Genomic DNA, 23,940 nt, shown 5'->3' on the forward strand with positions numbered 1-23,940 from the left:
CTCTTCCCGTCTTAATATTAATCAATGAGTTATCAACAATCAGGTGCCTTGCCGTTGTGCGCAGTGCCTTGCTGATGCCTGAGGCCAGGACCGCAGACAAAAAGGGGGTCTCGCGCATACAGTTATCGGAGTGCGCAGATGTACCTTTAATATTTTTTAAGTAATAACGTTGCGTGAATAAATAATCGGGTCTAAGCATCAGAAAAAATGAACAATGATTGAGCGGCGAAATTAAGACAAAAAAAAGGGCTGTCAGCAGAAACGCTGACAGCCCGGTTTAAGCAACGGCTTAAAAGTCAGAAAATCAAAAAGTAGAGGCCAGCCCAGAATGCGAGGCTCAGGGTAACGGCGGTAATCCATGCCAGCTGGCGTAAACGGCCACGCAGCAGCTTCTGGCGAGCAGGGGTAACGGGTAAGGTTTCAATGTGCATAGTCGGTTCCTTGTCAGGTGAGCCGTAAACGCGGGCGAATGTGCCCGCATTCGCTTAGCGGGCCGCGTCGAGAACGTTGAAAATCACGTCTGACAGTTCGTTCAGCTCAAACTTCGCCACGTAGCCATCGGCACCGACTTTCCGCACGTGATCTTCGTTGGCGCTGCCGGAGAGAGAGGAGTGAATCACCACCGGCAGATATTTCAGAATCGGGTCACGCTTGATGTTGCGGGTCAGCGTAAAGCCATCCATTTCCGGCATCTCCAGATCGGTCAGCACCAGAGCGATTTTGTCATGGATCGACTCGCCTGCTGCCTGCGCTTCCTGGCTCATCTGCTTAATTTTTTCCCAGGCTTCCAGGCCAGTGTTATACATCAGCGCCGGGATGCCCATACTCTTCAGGCCCTGTTCCAGCAGCTGACGCGCCACTTTGGAATCCTCTGCCACAATCGCAACGGCGCCAGGGCGATAGTTGAACGTGCGTGGTCGCGCCGCTTCCGGCTCAACGCCGCGCACCGACGGAATGATGTCATACAGGATTTGCTCAACGTCCAGCACCATCGCCAGCTCATTGCTCTGCTTGTCACTGTCCAGACAGGCGATACTGGTGATGTTGCGACCGCCGATACCCGCTTCTGCGGTGTGAACCTGGCTCCAGTCGAGACGCACAATGTTCTCAACAGACTCAACGGCAAACGCCTGAGTGTTGCGGGCATACTCGGTCACCAGCAGCAGGTTAAGGCCGGTTTCCGGTACACAACCGGCCACGGCAGGCAGGTCGATGACCGGAATGAACTGACCCCGAATACTCGCCATCCCCAGCAGCGGCGACCGCATGCCAGCGGCTTTGGTGATGGCCGGCATCGGCACAATTTCACGCAGCTTGAAGACGTTAATGCCAAACAGCTCGGACTTGCCTTTCAGCTGATCGGAACCTAAGCGAAAAAGCAGCAGCTCAAACTTGTTCGATAACGCGAGGTTCGCTCTTTCATCAATCTCTTTTTGAAAATTATCCATGGTTGCCTCTGCGTTAACGCAGCTGGTGAAATAGGGTGTGTAAAGGTTATCGGCAGCAAACGGAAAAAGGTGAGAAGAGAAGGGTGAAATAAAACGATCGCCAATTAATGTGCCAGGCTTAACCCTGAAGGTTCAACATGGACACCTTTCCAATAAAGGAGTGTGAAATGAAAAAAGTGATTTTAGCGTCATTGCTGGTGATGGTGAGCGCGGGCGTTGCAGCGGAAGAGGGTGGATACAAAGCGGGCGAAACGCCACCGCCTCAGCACAAGCAGGATGCGGGCTATAAAGGCTCTGAGGATACCGGTCAGACGCATATCGATCAGATCCGCGACTTCCGTCAGGGCGGTTACGTGACGCTGGAAGGCTATATCGTGAAGAAAGAGCAGGGTGAACGTTATCAGTTCCGCGACAACACCGGGACGTTACCGATTATCGCGCCGAAGAAAACCTTTGATGGTAAGACCTACACTGCGGAAGACAAAGTGCGGGTCAGCGGCAAGGTGCAGGGTAAAGGGGATAAGACCACGCTGCACGTGACCCAAATCGAAGAGCCGTAATAAAAACGGGCGAGGTTCTCCTCGCCCGTTTTTTCAATCCTTCAGCAGAATCGCCCGGCAGGTTTTGCCTTTGATTTTGCCCTGCTTGAGTTTCACCAGCGCGCCTTTTGCCTGACTGGCTTCAATGGCCACATAGGCATGGGTTGGCGTCAGCACAATCTTCCCAATCTGCTCCGCGCGATACCCCGCCTCACCGGTCAGTGCCCCCAGAATGTCGCCCGGACGAATCTTGGCTTTACGACCGCCATCAATGCAGAGCGTCATCATGGCCGCAGGCAGCGGTTTGCTGCTGCCTTTTTTCAGCGTGCTGGCCGCGATCCACGGCAGTTTCTGCTGCAGGAAATCTTCCAGCGCGTGGGCGCGAGCCATCTCATCGGGTGCTACCAGGCTGACCGCAACGCCATGCTCACCGGCGCGTGCCGTGCGCCCGATACGATGCAGGTGGACTTCAGGGTCCCAGGCGAGCTGATAGTTGACGACCATCGCCAGTGATTTGATGTCGAGTCCGCGTGCGGCGACGTCGGTAGCAACCAGGACACGACCGCTGCCGTTAGCGAAGCGGATCAGGACGCGTTCGCGGTCGCGCTGTTCGAGATCGCCATGCAGCGGCAGGGCGCTGATGTCGCGTGCGTTGAGCGCCGCGGCAACATCGTCGCATTCACGTTTGGTGTTACAGAAGACCACACAGGAAGCGGGCTGATGATCGCTGAGCAGGGCAATCAGTAAGCCCAGTTTTTCATTGTGGCTCGCTTCAAAGAACTGCTGGTCAATAGCGGGCAGTTCGCTGACATCTTCCGTCACCACGCTGAGCGCGTCGCGCTGGAAGCGGGTGCTGATAGCCGTGATGCCGTCAGGCCAGGTCGCGGAGAAGAGCAGGGTCTGGCGTGACGCGGGGGTGGCTTCAATGATCGTTTCCATATCATTCAGGAAGCCCATCTCCAGCATCCGATCTGCTTCATCAAGCACCAGCGTGTTGAGCTGGTCGAGCTTGAGGTTTTCACGATGGATGTGATCGAGGATACGACCTGGCGTGCCGACCACGATATGCGGCGGATGCACCAGGGAGTCGCGCTGTGCGCTCATCGGCTGTCCGCCACACAGGGTGAGGACTTTGATGTTACGGGTGAAGCGTGCCAGCTGGCGCAGCACGTTGCCTACCTGATCCGCCAGTTCACGGGTCGGACAGAGGATCAGGGCCTGAGTCTGAAAGCGGGTGCTGTCGATATGGTGCAGTAAGCCGATACCAAACGCAGCCGTTTTACCGCTGCCGGTTTTTGCCTGCGCGCGCACGTCGCGTCCCTGCAGAATGGCGGGCAGCGTGGCGGCCTGGACCGGCGTCATGCTGGTGTAGCCCATCTCGCGCAGGTTATCGAGCTGGCTGTCGGGAAGCGAATTGAGGGTAGAAAAAGCGGTCACGGGCGCGGCCTCTGAGGCTGAAAGTGTAGAGCATGATTGCGGGGCAAGTCTGGCAGAAAGCACGCCAGACGGCAACGGGAACCTCGATGGTTAGCTGGGTGAATCTATCTCTGCCGTATCGCTTAGGAATAGACTGAAGTTTGCCTGGAAATGGTGGTTTTTTTTAATTGATTGGCCGGTGCCGAAGGCGACTAATCAAAAAAGGGTATTTCATGAGGCCAGTCATAGGTTTATAAGCTGCCGTTTTTAAAAATTTATTTCATTGTTAATCAGATAAATCCTTTGTCATGACTCCAGTAATAGAATTAATCATTAAAAAATATCACTCCTGGTGCCGATAAAAATCCTGAGCTAATTGCTTTATATTTAGCGCGCCATATTCCTGGTACAACGACCGGTAGAGGGTATTTGCATTGAGTAATAGCATCCAGGGACCACATGAAAATGTGCTTAAAATAGTAGGCCGCGCCGTACTGACACTTCACGTTCATGGAGAGAGCTTATCTGCGGATAAGATCGCTTCGATGATCGGGTGTTATGCGGAAGATGAGCCCTGTGATCAGGAAGATCGTCGCTTATACGCGCTGGCAATGGAATTAATGTCGAATCAACAATGGGCCAAAAGCGCGTAACACGCACTCCGCTCAGGTAAATGCAGAGCCTCCCCTGTGGAGGCTCTGTCGTTTCTGGGAGGCGTATGTCCGGCAGTCGTTTCCCGTTTCAAAACTATCGCTACTGGTAAACCGTGGGCACCGGAAATCTATCAGCGATAAATAAGCTTAAAGCGCAGGGAAGCCAGTCAGAAGAGGAAAGCGTCCCGCGCCAGGGACGGCGCGGGCCGAGCGGCCAGGGATTGGCTTAAGCGCCTTTCCGATCTGACTGGCTTCCCTGAGCAGACTGGATCCATTTCACGATACCACTCACCTTCCTCTCAGAGCAGGCTTCAGGGAGCATATGCCCTCCGCAAAGACGCAAAACCGCCATCCCTGGCAGGCTCAGCGCGGGCCATCCCTGGCCCGCTATGCTTTGCTACAGGCGTATGCTCCCTTCGCTTTAAGTCCGGCAGTCGCGTCCCTGAGCAGGCTCGCTCTCTCCGCTATGACTAAGCAGGCTCAGCGCGAGGCATCCGCCCTGCGATTTCAGGCCGATGACAGCGCAAACACGGGTTTACCGCGCGAGAAGGTCGCGACTACCGGTGAAATCCGTGCCACGGCTTCGGCGGAGCAGCTGGCGGCTACCAGCATCATGTTCGCATCATCGCCCGGTTGCGGCCACTGTCTTTCGCCCTGAGCCGAAAGCGGAAGCCGATCGTCTGTGGCAATCCCCAGCGCCCGCGACAGCGAAAACTCATCCGATCCGCGATAGAGCTGGGCATAGAGATTCGCTTTTTCCAGCATGCTGCCGGTGCCAAAGGGTGACCAGTGATCGATAACGCTGTCGGTGCCGGTCATGACTTTTACGCCCGCCGCCTGCAGCTGCGGAATCGGCATGGTCAGTTTGCCGAGGGGAAGCGTTGAGGCTACGCTGAACTGCTGCTCTGCCAGCCCTTCAATCATTTTGTTCAGAGCGCTCCCCTCCAGCGTCGCCAGCGCAAAACCGTGGCTCAGCGTCACATTGCCTTTCAGCGCCGGGTTCCTGGCGACGGTGTCGATCATGTACTGGATCGCGGCCACGCCAGCCGGGGAGGTTTCATGCAGATGGATGTCAACGCCGCGCTGATAATCGAGTGCAATCCGGAACATCGCATCCAGTGACTTCTCCATCGCGCCATCCACGCTGGTGGGGTCCAGCCCGCCCACCTTTGCGACGCCGTGCTGCATCGCCTCGCGCATCAGGCCATCGACCTGCGAGTGCAGCAGGCCGTGCTGTGGAAACGCCACGATCTCGCAGTGAAAGTCGGGGTGCCGCGCCAGCGCCGCCTGCAGATGTTCCAGACTCTGCAGGCCGCTGACCGGATCGATATTGCAGTGGCTGCGGGCGCGGGTGGTGCCTTTGGCGTTCAGCAGGGCGATTAACGCTTCGGCGCGCGCCTGTGAGTGCGGCAGCAGTTGCGGAATCAGCACCTGCTCGCGGGCAATCATATCCATGATGGTTTTGCCCTGACGGGGACGGGGCGCCTGCCACGGGCCGCCGTAAAAGGTCTTATCAAGGTGGATGTGCATATCCCGGGTGGCGGGCAGCAGCAGTGCATCCTGCGCATCCCATGACGGCAGAGTTGCATCACCCTGACCGGCGGGCGTCAGTCGATCAATGCTGCCGTCGCGCACGCTGATATCGTAACGGCCGGTGCGGGTGGCGACGATCTCATCCTCCTCACGAATAAACCCCTCCTCCAGCCGCACATTGCGCAGCAGATAGTGATCCTGCTGAGGCAGCGGGGCGGGGGTGTGAGGGTGGGAGACGGAGGGGGCGGAGGTCGTCGCGGCACTGGCCGGGCCGAGACCCGCAGCGAGCAGGCCGCCTGCGGCGGTCCAGCGGACACCGTGTCCGAGAAAGTCACGGCGGCTCGATGAAGAGGAAACGGGCATAAAAACTCCAGTCAGGGGAACAGACCGTTAATCTGACAAAGGCGGGCTTACCCTGCTGCGCTATTTCTCACTGGTGACTATTCGATATTTCACTGCCAGCGCAGCTGACCGAACGCCGCCAGTGATTCCGCCAGCGCGCGCTGCAACGGATCCTGTGGATGACGGCAGAACAGCGCCAGTTCAAAAGTATCAATCACCGGCAGCCCCTGCTCACGGCCCAGCACCCGATGTTCGGGCAGGCGACAGCTGGCGGGCAGCAACGTCAGTCCCAGCCCCTGCGCACTGGCGGCGGCCAGCGCCACCAGACTGGCGCTGCTGTAACTGATGCGCCAGCTTCGGCCCAGCGCATCGAGCGTCTGACACACCTCATCGCGATAAAGCCCCTGCTGGGGAAAAAGCACCAGCGGCACCGGCGTCTGTTCGAAGCAGGGCCACTCCGCGCTGTCGAGCCATAGCAGCGGTTCCGGCCGCGATGCCAGCGGACGATCGCCATAGGGCTGCTTAATCAGCATGATATCCAGCTCTTCACGCTGCCAGGCGCGCCTCAGCTCCACCTGCATGCCGCTCATCACATCCAGCCGCAGCTGAGGGTGGGCGCGACTGAAGTGCGCCAGCAGACCGGCGGTGGGGGCGGCAAAATCTTCCGGCACTCCCAGCCGCAGCACGCCGTCGCGCCACTGATCGCTCAGGACATCGTGGGCTTCTGCGTTCAGCGCAATAATCCGTCGCGCATAGCCCAAAAGTTTTTCGCCCTCTTCGGTGATCTGCACCTGATGCGAGGAGCGAACCAGCAGCGCCTTTCCCACCATCTCCTCAAGGCGCCGCACCTGCTGGCTGACGGTGGATTGCGACAGGTGCACCCGGTCGGCCGCCCGGGTGAAGCTGGTGGTTTCGCACACGGCCACAAAACTGAGCAACTGCTGCGGGGTAAACATCGGCTGACGATTCATTTTCTCACTACCTGGCAGAGTAATATTTCATTTCCCAATAGTATCGGCTGCTGTCAGGCTGACAACTTTTAAACGTATGGATTGCCGATGAAGAGAGATAACGTTCTGCTGCTGGCGGCACTGGTGCTGGCCGGGCTGAATATGCGGCCGCTGATGACCTCCGTCAGCCCGCTGCTCGGCCAGTTACGCCAGAGCATTGGCCTGTCACCGCTGGCGGCGTCGCTGCTGCCAGCGCTGCCGATGATGATGATGGGCGCGATCGCCCTCGTCAGTGCGCCACTGATGCAGCGCTTTTCCGTGCGCAAACTACTGCTGGGCGGGCTGCTGCTGTTGCTGCTGGCCCTGGCGAGCCGGCTGTTTGTGACGGAGGGGCGAGGACTGGTGCTGACGACCCTGCCGGGCGGTGCGGGCATCGGCATCGTGCAGATGGCGATGCCGGGAGTGATCCGCCAGCGCTTTGGCCAGCGCAGTGCCGGGGTCACCGGTCTGTGGGCCGCGGCGCTGATGGGCGGCGGCGGCATCGGTGCGGCAATCTCGCCGTGGCTGACCGGGCAGCTTGGCTGGCAGGGCGCGCTGAGCAGCTGGGCGCTGCCGGTGGTGCTGGCTATGCTGCTCTGGCTGTTTATCGCCAGCAGACCGGTCGCCCGCCAGGAGAGGGCAGCGCTGCCTTCCCTCTGGCGTAAACCGCGCGCCTGGGCCCTGGCGCTGAGTTTCGGCCTGGTGAACGGCGGTTACGCCATCTGTGTCGCCTGGCTGCCCGACTTCTATCACCAGCTCGGCTGGCCTGCGCAGGCGGGCGGCTCACTGCTCGGCATGATGATCGGCTGTCAGGTGACCGGGGCGCTGCTGCTGCCTCTGCTGGCGCGGGGGCGCGATCGCCGTCCGCTGCTGCTGCTGACGCTGGCGATGCAGCTCAGCGGCATGCTTGGCTTCCTGTTTGCCCCGCAGCTGGCTCCCTGGCTCTGGGCGGGGATCGCGGGCGCAGGACTGGGCGGGGCGTTTCCGCTGGCGCTGGTACTGGCCCTGGATCATCTGGCGCAGCCGCAGGCGGGTGCACGGCTGGTCGCCTTTATGCAGGGCGTCGGCTTTATTATCGCGGGCAGTATGCCGTTTATCGCCGGGCAGTTGCACACGCTTACCGGCCACTTCACCAGCGTGTGGGTTCTGCAGGCGGCGGTTACGCTGCTGCTGATTGCGCTGAATCTGCGTTTCCATCCGCGCAGTTATCCGCACGCCTTTCCCGAAGAAAATCCCTGATTTTGGTCAGACCAATCGGCGCAATATTTTTCCCTGGTTCACACAACCAGAAAAATCGCGCAACTTTTGTTGCCTCAGGTTAACAATGCATTAACTATCTCCAGCCATAAGGCCCGCGAAAGCCGGATGTGGTCTGACCAATCCGGCGGGCTGAGGGAATGCAGCACAGCGACTGTGTTCCATCTCATCTTTCCTCTGGAGATAACGGCATGCAGATCTGGCAACAAAACTACGATCCGCTGGGCAACATCTGGCTTTCGAGCCTGGTCGCACTGATACCAATTCTGTTTTTCTTCTTTGCACTGATTAAACTTAAGATGAAGGGCTATCTGGCGGCCACTCTGACTGTGGTGCTGGCGCTGCTGGTGGCGCTGTTCCTCTATCAGATGCCGGTGGCACAGGCGCTGGCCGCCGTGGTGTATGGTTTTCTCTACGGCCTGTGGCCGATAGCCTGGATCATTGTCGCCGCCGTTTTCGTTTACAAAATTTCGGTTAAAACCGGCCAGTTCGATATTATCCGCGCCTCTATCCTGTCGATTACGCCCGATCAGCGCCTGCAGATGCTGATTGTCGGCTTCTCGTTCGGCGCCTTTCTGGAAGGGGCGGCGGGCTTTGGTGCACCCGTCGCGATTACCGCCGCGCTGCTGGTGGGGCTGGGCTTCAACCCGCTCTATGCCGCCGGGCTCTGCCTGATCGTGAATACCGCGCCGGTCGCCTTTGGCGCGATGGGGATTCCGATTATCGTGGCGGGGCAGGTCACCGGGCTGGATAGCTTCGCCATCGGCCAGATGGCCGGACGTCAATTGCCGCTGCTGACCCTGATTGTGCTGTTCTGGATTATGGCGATCATGGATGGCTGGCGTGGGGTAAAAGAGACCTGGCCGGCAGTCATGGTGGCGGGCGGTTCCTTTGCTGTCGCCCAGTTTCTCAGCTCCAACTTTCTGGGGCCGGAGCTGCCTGACATTATCTCGTCGCTCGCCTCGCTGATCTCTCTGACGCTGTTTCTTCGGGTCTGGAAGCCGGTGCGCATCTTCCGCTTTGCTGATGCCGGGGCGAAGCAGGGTGACGCCCTGACGCCGCCGCAGACGTACCGGCTGAGCCAGATCGTTCGCGCCTGGATGCCGTTCCTGTTTCTCACCGCCACCGTAACGCTCTGGAGTATTCCGCCGTTTAAGGCGCTGTTTACTCAGGGCGGCGCGCTCTATGAGTGGGTGCTGAACATACCGGTTCCGCTGCTGAATGGGCTGGTGGCGCGGGTGCCGCCGGTGGTCAGCAGCGCCACGCCTTATCCGGCCCTCTATAAGCTCGATCTGATCTCCGCCACCGGCACCGCGATTCTGATCGCGGCGATTGCGGCGATGATCTTCCTGCGCATGAAGCCCAGGGCCGGATTGCAGACCTTTGCGGCTACGCTGAAGGAGCTGGCGCTGCCCATCTACTCTATCGGAATGGTGCTTGCCTTTGCCTTTATCTCCAACTACTCCGGCCTCTCCGCCACGCTGGCGCTGGCCCTCGCACACACCGGTCACGCGTTTACCTTCTTCTCGCCGTTTCTGGGCTGGCTGGGCGTCTTCCTGACCGGATCGGACACCTCATCCAATGCGCTCTTCGCCGCCCTGCAGGCTACCACCGCGCAGCAGATTGGCGTCTCCGATGTCCTGCTGGTGGCGGCCAACACCACCGGCGGCGTAACCGGCAAGATGATCTCACCGCAGTCGATCGCCATCGCCTGTGCGGCGGTCGGGCTGGTGGGCAGAGAGTCCGACCTGTTCCGCTTTACCGTGAAACACAGCCTGATTTTCACCTGTATGGTCGGTCTCATTACCACCCTTCAGGCCTACGTTTTCCCCTGGATGATCCCATGACAAACCCGGCAGACCCGCTGGTGACGCGCCTGCGGGCGTACATCACCGACCATCACCTTGAGCCAGGCATGCGCCTGCCTGCCGAGCGACAGCTGTCGGCTGAACTCGGCGTTTCACGCTCCTCGCTGCGTGAGGCGATTCAGCAGCTGATCAGCAGCGGCATGCTGATCAGCCGGCGCGGCGGCGGAACCTGGCTCCGGCAGCAGCTGGCCCCCTGGTCGGAACAGCGCATCGTGGAGCCGATTCGCCAGCTGCTGCATGACGATCCCGACTACCGCTATGACATTCTGGAGGCGCGTCACGCCATTGAGGCCAGCACCGCCTGGCATGCGGCACTGCGCGCCACCGACGCCGACAGAGAGCGGCTGCAATACGCCTTTGATGCCACGCTGAAGCTGAAGGAGAGTGACGATCCCGATCTCGCCGCCCAGGCCGATGTGCGCTTCCATCTGGCGATTGCCGAGGCGTCGCACAACCTGGTGCTGCTGCAGACCATGCGGGGCTTTTTTGAACTGCTGCAATCCTCGGTCATGCAGAGCCGTCAGCGGATGTATACCCAGCCTGCGATTTTTGCCCGCCTCACGGAACAGCATCAGGCGCTGCTCGACGCCATTCTCGCGGGCGACGCCGACGCCGCCCGGCAGGCGGCGATGCAGCATCTGGGGTTTGTTCACACCACCATGAAAAGCCTGCATGAAGATGAAGCGCGTCAGGCGCGCATCACCCGCTTACCGGATAACGACACACGCAACCCTAAGGAATCTGACTGATGATTATCTCAGCTGCCAGTGACTATCGCGCCGCCGCGCAACGTATCCTGCCGCCGTTCCTGTTCCACTATCTTGACGGCGGGGCCTATGCCGAACATACCCTGCGTCGCAATGTGGAGGATTTGTCGGACGTGGCGCTGCGCCAGCGTATTCTGAAGAACATGTCAGAACTGAGTCTGGAAACGACCCTGTTTAAGGAAACCCTGTCGATGCCGGTTGCGCTGGCGCCGGTAGGACTGTGTGGCATGTATGCCCGTCGGGGAGAGGTGCAGGCGGCGCGTGCGGCTGCCCTGAAAGGGATTCCGTTTACCCTCTCCACGGTTTCGGTCTGCCCGATTGAAGAGGTGGCACCGGCGATTAACCGCCCGATGTGGTTCCAGCTCTATGTGCTGCGCGACCGTGGCTTTATGCGCAACGCCCTGGAGCGCGCCAAAGCCGCGGGCTGCTCGACTCTGGTCTTTACCGTCGATATGCCGACGCCGGGTGCCCGCTATCGCGATGCGCACTCCGGCATGAGCGGTCAACACGCCGCGCTGCGGCGCTACTGGCAGGCGGTCACGCATCCGCAGTGGGCGCTGGATGTCGGCCTGCAGGGGCGTCCACACGATCTGGGCAATATCTCTGCCTATCTCGGCAAGCCGACCGGACTGGAAGATTACATCGGCTGGCTGGCGAACAACTTCGATCCCTCTATCTCCTGGCGCGATCTGGAGTGGATCCGTGAGTTCTGGGACGGGCCCATGGTGATCAAAGGGATTCTGGACCCGGAAGATGCGCGCGATGCGGTGCGCTTCGGGGCCGACGGGATTGTGGTGTCTAACCACGGCGGCCGTCAGCTGGATGGTGTGCTGTCGTCTGCGCGGGCGTTACCGGCGATTGCCGATGCCGTCAAAGGGGATCTTGCCATTCTGGCAGACAGCGGTATCCGCAACGGGCTGGATGTGGTGCGCATGATTGCGCTGGGCGCAGACAGCGTGCTGCTGGGACGCGCCTTTATCTATGCGCTGGCGACCCACGGTCAGCGCGGCGTGGAAAACCTGCTGAACCTGATTGAGAAGGAGATGCGCGTTGCCATGACCCTGACCGGCGCGAAGTCCATCGCGGATATCACGCGCGATTCGCTGGTGCAGGCCGGGGCGCTGCTGGAACCGCAGAGCGCCTCACCCCGTCCGCGCGCGGTGAGTTAAGCCTGCGAAAATGAATGCATTGTCTATACTTAGCTTCTTTACCCACAGGAGGAATGAGATGACCATTCATAAGAAAGGTTCGGCGCATTGGGAAGGCGATATCAAAGGCAAAGGCACCGTCAGCACTGAGAGCGGCGTGCTGAGCCAGCAGCCCTATGGCTTTAACACCCGTTTTGAAGGCGGCAAAGGCACCAACCCGGAAGAGCTGATTGGTGCAGCGCACGCGGCCTGTTTCTCCATGGCCCTGTCGTTGATGCTGGGCAATGCGGGCCACAAGCCGGAAAGCATTGATACCACGGCCGATGTGTCGCTGGACAAGAAAGGCGACGGCTTTGCCATCACCAAAGTGGCGCTGACCAGCACCGTCTCTCTGCCAGGCATTGATAAGTCAGCGTTTGATGAAATTATCAACAACGCCAAGGCGGGCTGCCCGGTTTCTCAGTTACTGAATGCGGAAATCACACTGGATTACACGCTGAATAACTGATGCCGGTAACGGGTCGCCCTCTGGCGACCCTGGCGCGACGCTATGCACAACCGGTCCTGCTGTTGACCGAAACAGATGCGCCTTCAGGCGCATCTTTGCTTTCTGAAAGAGAGGAAACCGCGATGGTGAGAGTCCGGGCGGCCAGAAAACAGTGGAAGATGGTGCTGGTGCTGTTATGCATCTGTGGTGCCCTGCTGCTGATACGCCGGGCTGCGATAATCTGGGCCTGAACCGATGAAGGGAACAGGTCGCCACACGCTGGGCATCTTACTGATGGTGATTATCGTGCTGGAGGCGATTTACTTCCTGCTGACAGCCTCATGGCTGCCGTGGCGGTAGATTTCGCTCAGACAAAGGCATCTTCGCGCCGTCTGACGCGCACGTCGCTGCGCGCAATGCGATGAGCCTTACGCGGATCGCCCACCACAAACTCAAAGGTAGGCGTGTAGTAAAACGGCAGCCAGCCGCCATAACTGCTCTCCCACTCCCAGCGGACAGGGCAGGGCCACAGAATGCCATCATACAAAAGATAGTAAACCCAGCGTCCGGCAGGACGACGGGGACGTGATGTTTTCATGGGATTCACAACGATAATGGTGAACAACAGCTTATATTTTGTACGCTAAATCGCCAGCTTGCAATGTTGCAGCGCGGCTTTATTGCGACTGGCCCTGAATCAGCGATGAACTTCACCGCAAAGCAGGACCACGTTCGGTCTGACTTTGTGAATACGGTGCGCCATCGTTTCACAGTCGGCTTTGGTCGGATAGATACGCTCCGAGACGGGTAACGCCTCACAGGCATCATATCCACACGCGCTCACTAACAACACAAATCCTATCAACATCGCTCTTCTCCTTTACACGGTCTGCTGGTCCGGACTGTGACGTCTTTTTTCCCTTTTTATCCACCAGTATAGACAAACGTGCCGGGGCAGCATTGTCAGTGTGAGCGGTGGCCCGCGACACGGCCGGAAAACGGTGCGTCAGCAGAGAGGCGATGAGGCGTCAGCCCGCGAAATACCAGGCGGGCAGCAGCGCAATCAGATTGTTCAGGGTGTGCAGAAAGATAGGCAGGGCAAGACTGTTACTCCGCAGCCGGGCGTAGCAGAGCAGCAGCGAAAAGAGTGTCAGGGCGATCAGGGTCTGCCAGTGAACATACTGCGTGTGCATCACCGCAAACAGCAGCGAGGTCAGCAGCATACAGGCGAAGCGGCTGCGCGGTGCCCACAGCAGAAAGCCCTGCAACAGGAATCCGCGGAACAGCACCTCTTCAAACACCGGGGCCAGCAGCACGGCGGTGAGCAGCAGAATCAGCAGCGAATTGCGTCCCTGCTGGGCCTGCATCACCAGCCAGCCTTCCGGCTGCATAAACTGCATCTGGGCCGCCATCAGGACAAACAGCGCGCCGGTAAAGAGCAGGGTTTGCAGCATGCCGAGTTCACCCAGCGGCAGATCGGCGCGGCGCTGGCAGTAAAAGCGATACAGCGGGTAGATGACCGCAAATTCAAACAGGCAGAGCACCGGCACCAGCAGTCCGTCATTGCGCAGCACGCTGTAGTTGGGAAACAGCGTGATCAGCATGGTAACCAGGTAATAAACCACAAAGCTGCCGACGTAGAACAGCGTCAGGGTCACTCTGTCGGAATTGGTGTTCATAGGCGACTCTGCCAGCGAAGGTTAGCGCATAGTAGCAATGCGCCTGATCGCTGTCGAGTCAGCCCTTGAGACAATATTGCATGCTTATTTTTGCCGCAGACTAAACACCGGAGCAGGCGGGCCGATAACTGAGGAAACTATCTGGTCAGCCCCCCGTATTACAGGGCTGGCCCGTGACTAAAACCTGGTTGTGTAGTGAGCACTTTCAATGAATTTTAACCCCCCGGCACCGCCCTCACCGCCATTCAGACAGGCTGCTGAAGACCGCACTGTGCGCTTTACGCGCCGCAGTCTGCGTACGCTTTCGCTGCTGCTGTTTGGCGTGCTGCTGCTCTCAATGGTGATGGTGCTGACCATCGCCCAGCGGCAGAACAGCACATCGGCTGAGCACGATCTGCTGCTGGTGCAGCAGGCGTGGAAGAGTCGTCAGGAGGCGATGGCCACTGATATCCGGGATTATGCATTCTGGGGCGAAGCGTGGCGTAATCTTCACGTCAGCGTGAACAAAGCCTGGGCGTATGACGAAGAGAACTTTGGTCCGGGTCTTTATGAAGAGTATCACTATGAAGGCGTGTTCGTGGTGGATGGCAAAGGTCACACCACCTACACGGTGATTGATGGTCAGCTGACGGACACGCCGCTGGAGGCGTGGCTGGGTCAGCAGACGTCCGGCCTGATTGCGGCCGCGCGTCAGCTGAACAACAGGGCCATGACGCAGGATGCAGAGATCAATCATCTGCCCGCCATCGTGGTGGCCGCCCCGATCAGCAGCGGCAGAGTGGATAACACGCCGTCAAAGGCGGGGCCGCCATCCGTGATGGTGTTTGTGAATCTGTTTACCCCCGCCAAGCTTCAGGCGCTGGGCGCCTCGCTGGATGTGCGTGAGCTGCGTCTGCCCGACAGTGAAGAGGATGCGCTGCGCGAGCCGCGCATGGTGCAGCCGTTGCCGCACGGCGAACCGATTGTCCTGCGCTGGACACCGAAGATGCCGGGAATGGGCCTGATCCTGTTTCTGCTACCCCTGCTGACGCTGATGGCGATTATCATTGGTCTGATCACCCGCCGCGTCAGCCGCCATGCGCTTTCGAATGCGATCCTCTCAGACCGGCGCTTCGCCATGCTGGCGATCAGCCAGCAGGAGCTGGCCAGCAGTGAAGCGCGGTTTCGCGATCTCGCTGAGGCGGCGTCAGACTGGATCTGGGAGACGGATGAGAAGGGCCGCCTGATCTACCTGTCCGCGCGCTTTGAAAATGTCACCGGCCACGACATGTCACACTGGCTGGGGCGACACATCGATCAGCTGCTGACCCATCCCAGCCATTCGCTGGTCGCCTGGCTGCTGCGCCAGGAGGAGGAGGGGCAGCAGATGCCGTTGCGCTGCCAGTTTATGTCGGCGCAGGGCAACCGCCGTATTGGTCAGCTGGTGGCGAAAACGATCTGGCATGACACGCGGCGTATCGGATTCCGCGGCACGGTTTCAGACATCACGCAGAGTATGGAAGCGGAGGCGCGTATTCAGTTCCTGTCGCGTCATGACGTCTTAACCGGCCTGTCGAACCGCGTACAGCTGCAGGAGTTTCTGACACAGCATCTTGAGCAGCCGGAAGGGATCGTGCCGCTGACGCTGATTACGCTCGACCTCGATCAGTTCAGGCCGATCAACGAAACCTGGGGCCATGCGACGGGCGATGAGGTGCTGAGCCAGATCGCGCAGCGTCTGAAGCGCGCCACGGGGCCTCAGGAGCTGGTGGCACGACTGGGCGGGGATGAGTTTGTGCTGGTCCTGCGTGAAACGAACCGCGAGCGGGTCGATCAGCGCTGTGCTCAGCTGGTGCATGAGGTTCAGCAGCCGATCAGCACCGGCCAGCATGTCCACTATCTGACGGTCAGCATGGGCATTGCCTGCGTCCCGCAGGATGCCAGTCACCCGGAAACGCTGCTGCGTATGGCCGACATCGCGCTCACCGAAGCGCGTGAAGCGGGGCGCAATCAGTGGGTCTGGTATGCCAGCGAGATGGCCAGCCAGCGCGAGGATAAGCGTGAAATGGCACGCCGCATTGAGAAAGCGCTGAGGAACAATGAATTTCGCCTGCACTATCAGCCCCGCTATCAGCTGCTGAGCGGCCAGCTGGCGGGAGCCGAGGCGTTGCTTCGCTGGCAGGTTGCGCCGGATCAGTGGATGACACCCGATCACTTTATTCCGCTGGCGGAAGAGAGCGGACTGATTGCCACCATCAGTGACTGGGTGCTGATGCGCGCCTGTGAAGATGCACTGGGGTGGGGAGGCGACCGCTACGTCTCGGTGAATATCTCGCCGATGGAGTTTCGCACCAGCGACCTGGTGCAGCGGGTGGCGGATGCACTGGCCCGAAGCGGCCTGCCGGCAACGCGCCTGGAGCTGGAGATCACAGAGAATGTCACCTTTGAACATCCGCAGCGTGCGCTGGAGATGATGCAGGGCTTACGGGCGCTGGGGGTCAGGTTAACCGTGGATGATTTCGGCACCGGTTATGCCGCGCTGGGTTACCTGAAAACCTACCCCTTTAACGGCCTCAAGATCGATCGCTCATGGATGAAAGATTTTCCGGAGTCGGAGCAGGCACAGTCAGTGGTAGCGGGCATTATTGCGCTGGCACGCGCGTTTGCGCTGACCATTACGGCAGAGGGGATTGAGACAGAAGCGCAGCTGAACCAGTTAAAACAGCTCTCGTGCGAAGAGGGGCAAGGCTACTTCCTCGGTCGTCCGATGCCGCTGGCTGCGTTCAGTACGCTTCTGGAAAGAACGGCGCAGAATCAGGCTGGGTCCGCTTAACGGACTTTGACCGCCACGGCGGTCATCAGCATGGCGCAGACAACAAAAATAATCAGTTCCATTATGGACTCCCAGAGCTAAGAATAATCTTAGTTAATTGTAGCCACCGGGCGTTTCTTTTTTAAGCAGTGCGTGCGATTAATCCTAAATTGTGATCGCCACCGCTTACGGTTTTCGGCGGCTGTAACAACTTTACTTTTTTAGAGTTCAGCCTGGCCGGCACGCTTTGCTACTCTTGGGGACAGGGTTTTACACGTCCAACAGGAGATCAAACGTGAAATTTTATGGAAAAGGGCTGCTGGTAGCGGGTCTGTTTGCCTTAACTGCCTGTCAATCCGCCTCCCACTCTGACACGGCCAGCGTGAAGCCGGATCCTGAGAATGATCGCTGTGGTGCCTCACAGTTTCAGCACTATGTCGGCAAACCGTTAACCGCGCTGCAGGGACAGCATTTCGACCAGCTGGTGCGTCCTATCCCTTATAACTCTGCCGTCACCATGGACTTTAACCTCAACCGGCTTAACTTCCTGGCGGATAAAAACGGCAACATCAGCTCTGTTTATTGCGGCTGACGGCCTGGGTGTCACAGCCTTGTCATAACGGCGGGCGAGAATGGCGCTGCATTTCGATGCGCTTCTCGTCACGCGATTGACAATGCTCGTCTTGTTTATTTCCGCCCCGGCGGGAATTTTTTTAGCGCCTGCGGGCGGTAACAGGAGCGAACATGAAACGGATGAAAGGCGCGCTACTCTCTGTAGCCTTACTCAGCAGTGCAGCGGCGCAGGCCTCCAGTGCCGAAGCCTGGCAACAGAGCCGTCAGGTGATGACCCAGGCCTGCATTAACGCCAGTCACCTGAGCAAAGTCAGGGTGCTGGGCGAGCCGATTGAGTATGACGACAGCACAGGATACAGCGCTCTGTTGCTGGAGGGGCGCTATCCTCAGCGTCATATGAACAATAAGCGTGGACGGGAGCTCTGCCTGTTTCAGCGCAGCAGCGGGCGGGCCAGCATCAGCGAAGCGGATAAGCTGCGCTGGGTGAAATAAGCCACCGCTTCAGGCCCGGGGTGGCGCGTCGATTAACTGAGCCAGCAGGGTACGATAACGTTGCAGCTGCGTTTCGTCCCCTTCGACTTCCAGTTTCTCAATCACCCGCGCAATAATCGCTTTATTGGTGGCGGGCTGACCCGCTTCCATCATCTCGCGCATAATCACCGCCAGCAGATCGGACTCGGGCGGCGTCCGCCAGTTCGGGCCATTGAAATAGTCGGTGATAGCGCGGCTGGCGCTGTTCGGTTGCACTCTCATTTCCCACCTCCGCTAAACCCCAGACCTCTCCCTTACACCTGGGTGCAGGGGCGTTTATCTACTCAATACGCGGGTTCGCCTCAGCATAGCCGGACGGTCTGCACCGTTGTTTGCGGAGGGCGTCACACCGATCGGAACGATCGCTATACCGCCGTGGCTGGCGGTTTTTTAAACATAGAAGCGAAGCAAACGGTTGTCAGTAACACAATGACATATTTTTCCATCCTGCTGAGGGGGGGATGGAGATCGACAGGCGACAGATCCGCGACCTGTCCGGCGGCGTAAATTGCGCAGAATCAAGATGCTTGCCGTTTTTGCCATGTTCTGGCGGTCACGCGCAGCGGGCCTGGGTTAAACTCAGCCCTCTTTCTCTTCACTTCCTCTGCCCATGCCACGCATCATTGAACCCTGGAAGATAAACCTGATCTCGGTCTGGTTTGGCTGTTTTTTTACCGGACTGGCGATCAGCCAGATTATTCCGTTCCTGCCACTCTACCTTGAGCAGCTGGGCGTCACCGGCGGCACCTCACTGAGCCTCTGGTCGGGACTGACGTTCAGCATCACCTTTGTGATCTCAGCGGCGGTTGCGCCGCTGTGGGGCAGCCTGGCCGATCGCAAAGGGCGGAAACTGATGCTGCTGCGCGCCGCTGCTGGCATGGGGATCGTGATCCTGCTGCAGGCTTTCGTCACCGAAGCCTGGCAGTTGCTGCTGCTGCGCGCCCTGATGGGGCTGACCTCCGGCTATATCCCCAACGCCATGGCGCTGGTGGCCGCTCAGGTGCCGCGTGAACGCAGCGGCTGGGCGCTAAGCTGTGTCTCTACCGGCCAGATTGGCGGGGTGATTCTGGGACCGATGCTGGGCGGGCTGCTGGCTGACGGGGTGGGGCTGCGCATGGTCTTCATGGTCACCGCAGCTCTGCTGCTGGTCAGTTTTCTGGTCACACTCTTCCTGATTAAAGAGGCCGGCTACACCCCGGTGAGTAAAAAGGAGAAGCTCAGCGGACGCGAGGTGTTCCGCTCGCTGGATAACCCCAGACTGGTGCTCTGCCTGTTCTTTACCACCCTGGTGATTCAGATGTGTAACGGGTCGGTTAACCCCATCCTGACGCTGTTTGTGCGGGAGCTGGCGCCCCATGCGGAGAACATCGCGTTTCTCAGCGGGGTGATCGCCGCGCTGCCCGGCGTGTCCGCTCTGCTGGCCGCACCCCGGCTGGGGCGACTCGGCGATCGCATCGGTACACAGCGTATTCTGCTGGCGACGATGGCGATCTCGCTACTGCTGTTTATCGCCATGTCCTTTGTGACCAGCGCAACGCAGCTGGGCGTGCTGCGCTTTCTGCTGGGCTTCGCCGATGGTGCGATGATGCCTGCGGTGCAGACCCTGCTGGTGCGCCATTCACGCGACAACATTACGGGGCGGATCTTCGGCTACAACCAGTCGTTTATGTATCTCGGCAACGTTGCCGGTCCGCTGCTGGGCGGGGCGGTGTCGGCGATGGCAGGTTTCCGCTGGGTCTTTTTTGCCACCGCCGTGGTGGTGCTGATTAATGTGCTGTTTCTGAAGCGCGTTTACCGTCGTCCGAAGACCGTGCTGCCCGCGTCGGCTGGCAAATCGTCAGTTCCGTCTGCCAGCGCTGCTGAGTCAGCAGAAACTCAGGACTGACGCTGGGACTCCAGGAGTCATCGCCGCCCACCCCCATGTGGTACGCATCCAGATGCAGCCAGCAGCCCGCTTCCGGGCGCAGGAGGTGGCGGTGTGACGTCTCCCGCAGCTGCTCCAGGCTGAAGCGACTCAGCGAGAAAGCGAAATCCCCGCTGACCTGCCAGCTGCCGGTATCAAGCTCACGGGTGCCGCCGCGCAGGCCATTCTCACCCGGGAAAACATAGGGCGTAAAGAGCTGATCCAGCGGTAACTGCCAGCGGGAAAACTGTGCGGCCAGCTGGCGGTCAGGGTAGTTTTCGTGCGGACCGAGGCCGAGCCAGTTCACCTGCTGCGGGATCGTCGCCAGCGCGCAGCGTAGCCCGATGCGCGCTGGCGGTGGCAAACCGCGGGACTGCTCAACGGAAAGCTGCAGCGTCAGCTCCCCCTGTGCATTGATCAGAAAACGTATCCGGCTGATAAAGGCGAGCTGACCCCCGGCGTGCCAGCTGTGCAGCGTCTCAATCTGCACCGCCCGGGTCAGCGTTTCGGCCGCAATCGCTATCCGCTGGCTTTGCATCTGGTCATAGCCTGCCGCTTTCCAGCGCTCCGACCAGGCGTTGGGATCGATCCGTTCCGCTTCGCTGGTGCCGATGTCATTATCCAGCGGCGCGCGGATAAAGCACGCCTGAAGCGGCGTCAGCAGCGTCGGCGCGTCATCCACCCACCACTGCTCCAGTTCGCCGCTGTGACGGGAAAATTGCCAGCGCTGCTGCCGGTGGGTGACGACAATCTCACGGCCGTTATCGTGCAGCTGCGGTGCCTCACCGGTTTCCGGCAGGGAAGGCAGTGCCAGCGCGGAGGGGAGCGCCCACTGATCCCAGGCGACACGCCAGCCAGCTTCGCTCCAGCGGGTCGGCTGCACCTGATGCACGGCAACATTCAGCCAGCATTCGCCCTGCAACGGAGGCGGGGAGGGCAGGGTGATCCGCTGCTGGCCCTGCGCGGGGATATCAAGCGGGATATCACCCTGCGCCACGACCTGGCCGGCCTGCTCTATGCACCAGCGCAACACTTCGTTATCACTGTGGCGGAACAGATAGTCGCTGCTGACCGTAAAGCTCAGCGGATCGTCGGGATCGACCGTGAAGTGCCAGAACTGCTGGGCACGCTGCGCCTCATAGAGCGCCGGATGAGGTGTACGGTCGGCAAACACCAGCCCGTTCATACAGAACTGACGATCGTTGGGTGTATCGCCAAAGTCGCCGCCATAGGCCTGCCAGGGCTCTCCCTGATCGTCATAGCGGGTCAGGCTCTGATCCACCCAGTCCCAGACGAAGCCGCCCTGCAGGCGCGGAAACTGACGGAAAGCCTGCCAGTATTTCGCAAAGCCGCCAAAGCTGTTGCCCATCGCATGAGCATATTCACAGAGGATCAGCGGGCGCGTTTCGCCCGGCAGTCCAATCCACTTTTTCAGTGACCATTTCGGCACCGCCGGGAAGGGCTGATCCTGATCCACCCTGGCGTACATCGGGCAGATGATATCGGTCGCGGCGGTATCCGCACCGCCGCCTTCATACTGAACCGGACGGGTCGGATCGCTGCTTTTCACCCAGCGGTAAAGCGCGTCGTGCGTTGCGCCATGGCCGGACTCGTTGCCCAGCGACCAGATAATAATGCAGCAGTGGTTACGGTCACGCTGCACCATGCGCGTGACCCGCTCGCTGTAGGCGGCAAACCAGCGCGGATCGTCAGAGAGCCGGTTCATGGGCTGCATGCCGTGGGTCTCAATGTTGGCCTCATCCACCACATAAAGCCCGTACCGATCGCACAGCCGGTACCAGAGCGGATGATTGGGGTAGTGCGAGCAGCGCACTGCATTAAAATTGTGCTGCTTCATCAGCATGATGTCGCGGCGCATCATCGCCTCATCCACCACCTGGCCCCGTTCAGGATGGTGCTCGTGACGGTTAGTGCCGCGGATCAGCAGCGGTTTGCCGTTCAGGCACAGCAGGCCATTGTCGATAGTGACCTGGCGGAAACCGACATCCCAGGCTTCCACCTCGATTAACTGCTGCTGCTCATCCAGCAGGGCCAGCGTGGCGCGGTAGAGGTGAGGCGTCTCCGCGCTCCAGAGTTCAGGCCGCTCCACCGGCAGGCTGAGCAGGGCGCGTTCGGGATAGTGGCCGCGTTCATCGATGATGGCGCTGCCCAGCGGCTGCTGACACTGTGCAATCTGCTGCTCGCCCTGCCACAGCGTCAGACGCAGCTGATAGCGTGAGGTAACGGCGTAAGGCAACGCGACACGCACCTGCGCACGCAGATCCGCACGGCAAAATTCCGGGCTGAGCCGGGTTTCCAGCTGAACGTCAGCCAGATGAACCCGGGGTTTATGCAACAGGGTGACGTCGCGAAAAATACCGCTCATGCGCCACATGTCCTGATCTTCCAGATAGCTGCCATCGCTCCAGCGCAGCACCATCACGGCCAGCCGGTTTTTACCGGGACGCAGCACCTCGCTCAGGTCAAATTCAGCGGGCAGCCGACTGTCCTGGGAGTAGCCAATCCAGTGACCGTTGCACCAGAGGTGAAAGGCGGAGTTAACGCCGTCAAAAATAATGCGCGTCTGTCCCGTCTCCAGCCATGCGGCTTCAATGCTGAATGTGAGCGAGTAACATCCGGTCGGGTTTGCTGCCGGTACCCGCGGCGGATCGACCGGGATCGGATACTGCACGTTGGTATAAATGGGCGCGTCATAGCCGTGCATCTGCCAGTTGGCCGGCACCGGAAGCGTACCGGCATCCGGCAGATCCTGCAGTAACCAGCTGGCGGGAATCGCTTCAGGCTGCGCAAAGTAACTGAATCCCCACTCACCGTTGAGACTGCGCAGTGAGGCGGACGGGGCGTCATCACGCGCAGCTGCTTCATCGCGCCAGCTGGCAAAGGGCGGGTGGGCATCCAGCCGATGCAGCGAGGTCACTACCGGGTTTTCCCAGTCGCGCCGGGAGAGGATGTCACTGAGAGCAGCCTGAGAGAGAGTCATGTCGGTATCCTGTAAATGTGATGCGCTCACAATGCGCAAAAATTGCCAGGCTGTAAAGCGTTCGCCCTCCCGTTTTGCACAAATAGTTTCGTCTGCAAACCTGTCGGGATGTTGAGAACAGAGCAGATTACTGACTGTAAAATGTTAAGTCTGGTCAGCAAAGATGAATAGCGGCAGGATGCAGAGAAATCTCACTTGTCAGTCCCGCTGATGGCTTCATACACTCAGCCCGATTTTTACACCCTGAGGTTGATATGAAACGAATCGTTAAGCTGGCGGCTGTTGTGGCATTAGGTTTTATCCTGAGCGGATGTCTTTTCCCGCCTCCTGGCGGCGGCGGTGGAGGGGGCTGGGGCGGCCCGGGTGGCGGGCCAGGCCACGGATTTGTTGATCCGCGCTAAACGTGCAGTACAGTCCCACTCTGGAATGGGATCTTTCCATCACGCTGACCGGAAACATTTCCCGCTTTGCTTATTCACTGCCAGAATAAGAAAGAACACATCCACATGGGAGATAACACGATGAAAGTCGGTTTTTTGGCAATGATGATGGCGGGCCTGCTGGTCAGCGGGCTGGCAAATGCGGCGGAGAAGACCCCGCAGCAGGAGAAAATGACGATCTGTAACCAGCATGCCAAATCACAGGATCTCAAGGGAGATGCGCGCAAATCCTTTATGAGTGAATGCCTGAAAAAAGAGAGCAAGCTGTCACAGATGTCTCCGCAGCAGATGAAAATGAAAAGCTGCAATGGCGAAGCTGGCGATAAAAAGCTGGCGGGTGATGCACGTAAAACCTTTATGAGCCAGTGCCTGAAAAAAAGCTGATGTTTCTCCCGGCCACGCAGGTGGCCGTTTCCCTTCCGGCCTGCGTTTAAATTCCCTGCTGTAACAGCCCGTTACGCTTCTGACAAACATTCCGCGTCAGGCTTTTAATTTCCTTTGCCACACTTACTGTTTGTGGGGATTTGCGCTGCGCAGGATCTGACGGCGCGGCGCCCAACCGGAACAGTCAAAGG

The 23,940-nt window shown here is 59.3% G+C and carries 23 protein-coding genes; 13 read left to right on the forward strand and 10 right to left on the reverse strand.

The features are described from left to right. Positions 1 to 296: 296 nt before the first annotated feature. Complete coding sequence (locus HFD97_RS22220) at positions 297 to 431, reverse strand: hypothetical protein (protein WP_255348909.1); 135 nt, start codon at positions 429 to 431, stop codon at positions 297 to 299. 54 nt (positions 432 to 485) lie between these two features. Continuing rightward, a complete protein-coding gene (locus tag HFD97_RS00295; protein WP_111208035.1) occupies positions 486 to 1,448 on the reverse strand; it encodes a chemotaxis protein in 963 nt (320 codons plus the stop codon). Positions 1,449 to 1,615: 167 nt separating this feature from the next. On the opposite strand from HFD97_RS00295, the gene HFD97_RS00300 reads away from it, so the two are divergent. Further along, entirely contained in the window at positions 1,616 to 2,008 is a 393-nt protein-coding gene (locus HFD97_RS00300) for a YgiW/YdeI family stress tolerance OB fold protein (protein WP_009091859.1), read from the forward strand. Positions 2,009 to 2,041: 33 nt separating this feature from the next. Here HFD97_RS00300 and dbpA read toward each other — a convergent pair whose 3' ends face one another. The 3 genes from dbpA to HFD97_RS00320 all read right to left on the reverse strand — a co-directional run bounded on the left by dbpA (position 2,042) and on the right by HFD97_RS00320 (position 6,902). Beyond that, positions 2,042 to 3,424 (reverse strand): ATP-dependent RNA helicase DbpA, encoded by a 1,383-nt coding sequence (gene dbpA, locus HFD97_RS00305; protein WP_046101317.1) that lies wholly within the window; start codon positions 3,422 to 3,424, stop codon positions 2,042 to 2,044. 1,139 nt (positions 3,425 to 4,563) lie between these two features. Beyond that, positions 4,564 to 5,952, reverse strand: coding sequence for an amidohydrolase (locus HFD97_RS00315; protein WP_167431192.1), 1,389 nt, complete (start codon positions 5,950 to 5,952; stop codon positions 4,564 to 4,566). 89 nt (positions 5,953 to 6,041) lie between these two features. After that, positions 6,042 to 6,902 (reverse strand): LysR substrate-binding domain-containing protein, encoded by an 861-nt coding sequence (locus tag HFD97_RS00320; protein WP_167431191.1) that lies wholly within the window; start codon positions 6,900 to 6,902, stop codon positions 6,042 to 6,044. Between the two features lie 87 nt (positions 6,903 to 6,989). Here HFD97_RS00320 and HFD97_RS00325 point away from each other — a divergent pair, with 87 nt between their 5' ends. The 6 genes from HFD97_RS00325 (at position 6,990) to yniD (ending at position 12,698) form a co-directional block, all read left to right on the forward strand. After that, entirely contained in the window at positions 6,990 to 8,159 is a 1,170-nt protein-coding gene (locus HFD97_RS00325) for a cyanate transporter (protein WP_167431190.1), read from the forward strand. Between the two features lie 209 nt (positions 8,160 to 8,368). Further along, positions 8,369 to 10,024, forward strand: coding sequence for an L-lactate permease (lldP, locus tag HFD97_RS00330; protein ID WP_167431189.1), 1,656 nt, complete (start codon positions 8,369 to 8,371; stop codon positions 10,022 to 10,024). Continuing rightward, the gene (gene lldR / locus HFD97_RS00335) at positions 10,021 to 10,794 is read left to right on the forward strand and encodes a transcriptional regulator LldR (protein ID WP_154928038.1); all 774 of its coding nucleotides are present in this window, start codon (positions 10,021 to 10,023) and stop codon (positions 10,792 to 10,794) included. Before lldP ends, lldR begins: the two co-directional genes overlap by 4 nt. Further along, a complete protein-coding gene (gene lldD, locus HFD97_RS00340) occupies positions 10,794 to 11,981 on the forward strand; it encodes an FMN-dependent L-lactate dehydrogenase LldD (RefSeq protein ID WP_058956385.1) in 1,188 nt (395 codons plus the stop codon). The genes lldR and lldD overlap by 1 nt, the downstream gene beginning before the upstream one ends. 58 nt (positions 11,982 to 12,039) lie before the next feature. Continuing rightward, a complete protein-coding gene (locus HFD97_RS00345; protein ID WP_046101325.1) occupies positions 12,040 to 12,468 on the forward strand; it encodes an OsmC family protein in 429 nt (142 codons plus the stop codon). A 122-nt stretch (positions 12,469 to 12,590) separates the two neighbouring features. Continuing rightward, positions 12,591 to 12,698, forward strand: a complete 108-nt coding sequence (gene yniD, locus HFD97_RS22225; protein WP_244319728.1) for a small membrane protein YniD — start codon at positions 12,591 to 12,593, stop codon at positions 12,696 to 12,698. Between the two features lie 116 nt (positions 12,699 to 12,814). Here the strand turns inward: yniD and HFD97_RS00350 are convergent, their stop codons facing one another. The 3 genes from HFD97_RS00350 to HFD97_RS00360 form a co-directional block, all read right to left on the reverse strand. Then, positions 12,815 to 13,045: a hypothetical protein gene (locus tag HFD97_RS00350; RefSeq protein ID WP_046102016.1), complete on the reverse strand. Its 231-nt coding sequence runs from the start codon at positions 13,043 to 13,045 to the stop codon at positions 12,815 to 12,817. A gap of 99 nt (positions 13,046 to 13,144) precedes the next feature. After that, positions 13,145 to 13,315, reverse strand: coding sequence for a hypothetical protein (locus tag HFD97_RS00355; protein WP_009091837.1), 171 nt, complete (start codon positions 13,313 to 13,315; stop codon positions 13,145 to 13,147). A gap of 160 nt (positions 13,316 to 13,475) precedes the next feature. After that, on the reverse strand, positions 13,476 to 14,126 hold the full coding sequence (locus tag HFD97_RS00360; protein WP_009091835.1) for a CPBP family intramembrane glutamic endopeptidase: 651 nt from the start codon (positions 14,124 to 14,126) through the stop codon (positions 13,476 to 13,478). Between the two features lie 208 nt (positions 14,127 to 14,334). On the opposite strand from HFD97_RS00360, the gene HFD97_RS00365 reads away from it, so the two are divergent. The 3 genes from HFD97_RS00365 to HFD97_RS00375 all read left to right on the forward strand — a co-directional run bounded on the left by HFD97_RS00365 (position 14,335) and on the right by HFD97_RS00375 (position 17,982). Further along, positions 14,335 to 16,938, forward strand: coding sequence for an EAL domain-containing protein (locus HFD97_RS00365; RefSeq protein WP_167431188.1), 2,604 nt, complete (start codon positions 14,335 to 14,337; stop codon positions 16,936 to 16,938). A 274-nt stretch (positions 16,939 to 17,212) separates the two neighbouring features. Further along, positions 17,213 to 17,509, forward strand: coding sequence for an I78 family peptidase inhibitor (locus HFD97_RS00370; RefSeq protein ID WP_009091832.1), 297 nt, complete (start codon positions 17,213 to 17,215; stop codon positions 17,507 to 17,509). 152 nt (positions 17,510 to 17,661) lie between these two features. Next, positions 17,662 to 17,982, forward strand: coding sequence for a hypothetical protein (locus HFD97_RS00375; protein WP_140923331.1), 321 nt, complete (start codon positions 17,662 to 17,664; stop codon positions 17,980 to 17,982). Positions 17,983 to 17,991: 9 nt separating this feature from the next. Here HFD97_RS00375 and HFD97_RS00380 read toward each other — a convergent pair whose 3' ends face one another. Further along, positions 17,992 to 18,243, reverse strand: coding sequence for a biofilm development regulator YmgB/AriR family protein (locus HFD97_RS00380; RefSeq protein WP_009091829.1), 252 nt, complete (start codon positions 18,241 to 18,243; stop codon positions 17,992 to 17,994). Between the two features lie 388 nt (positions 18,244 to 18,631). Here HFD97_RS00380 and HFD97_RS00385 point away from each other — a divergent pair, with 388 nt between their 5' ends. Beyond that, positions 18,632 to 19,906: a multidrug efflux MFS transporter gene (locus HFD97_RS00385; protein ID WP_167431187.1), complete on the forward strand. Its 1,275-nt coding sequence runs from the start codon at positions 18,632 to 18,634 to the stop codon at positions 19,904 to 19,906. Here the strand turns inward: HFD97_RS00385 and HFD97_RS00390 are convergent. After that, entirely contained in the window at positions 19,788 to 22,925 is a 3,138-nt protein-coding gene (locus tag HFD97_RS00390; RefSeq protein ID WP_167431186.1) for a beta-galactosidase, read from the reverse strand. The two genes, HFD97_RS00385 and HFD97_RS00390, sit on opposite strands and share 119 nt — an antisense overlap. Before the next feature lie 254 nt (positions 22,926 to 23,179). Here HFD97_RS00390 and HFD97_RS00395 point away from each other — a divergent pair, with 254 nt between their 5' ends. Next, positions 23,180 to 23,326, forward strand: coding sequence for a hypothetical protein (locus HFD97_RS00395; RefSeq protein WP_162836530.1), 147 nt, complete (start codon positions 23,180 to 23,182; stop codon positions 23,324 to 23,326). A gap of 120 nt (positions 23,327 to 23,446) precedes the next feature. Beyond that, a complete protein-coding gene (locus HFD97_RS00400; protein ID WP_033736600.1) occupies positions 23,447 to 23,749 on the forward strand; it encodes a PsiF family protein in 303 nt (100 codons plus the stop codon). The last annotated feature ends 191 nt before the right edge of the window (positions 23,750 to 23,940 follow it).

The sequence above is a fragment of the Pantoea sp. EKM103V genome (assembly GCF_011800365.1).
In the GTDB taxonomy this organism is placed as follows: domain Bacteria; phylum Pseudomonadota; class Gammaproteobacteria; order Enterobacterales; family Enterobacteriaceae; genus Pantoea; species Pantoea anthophila.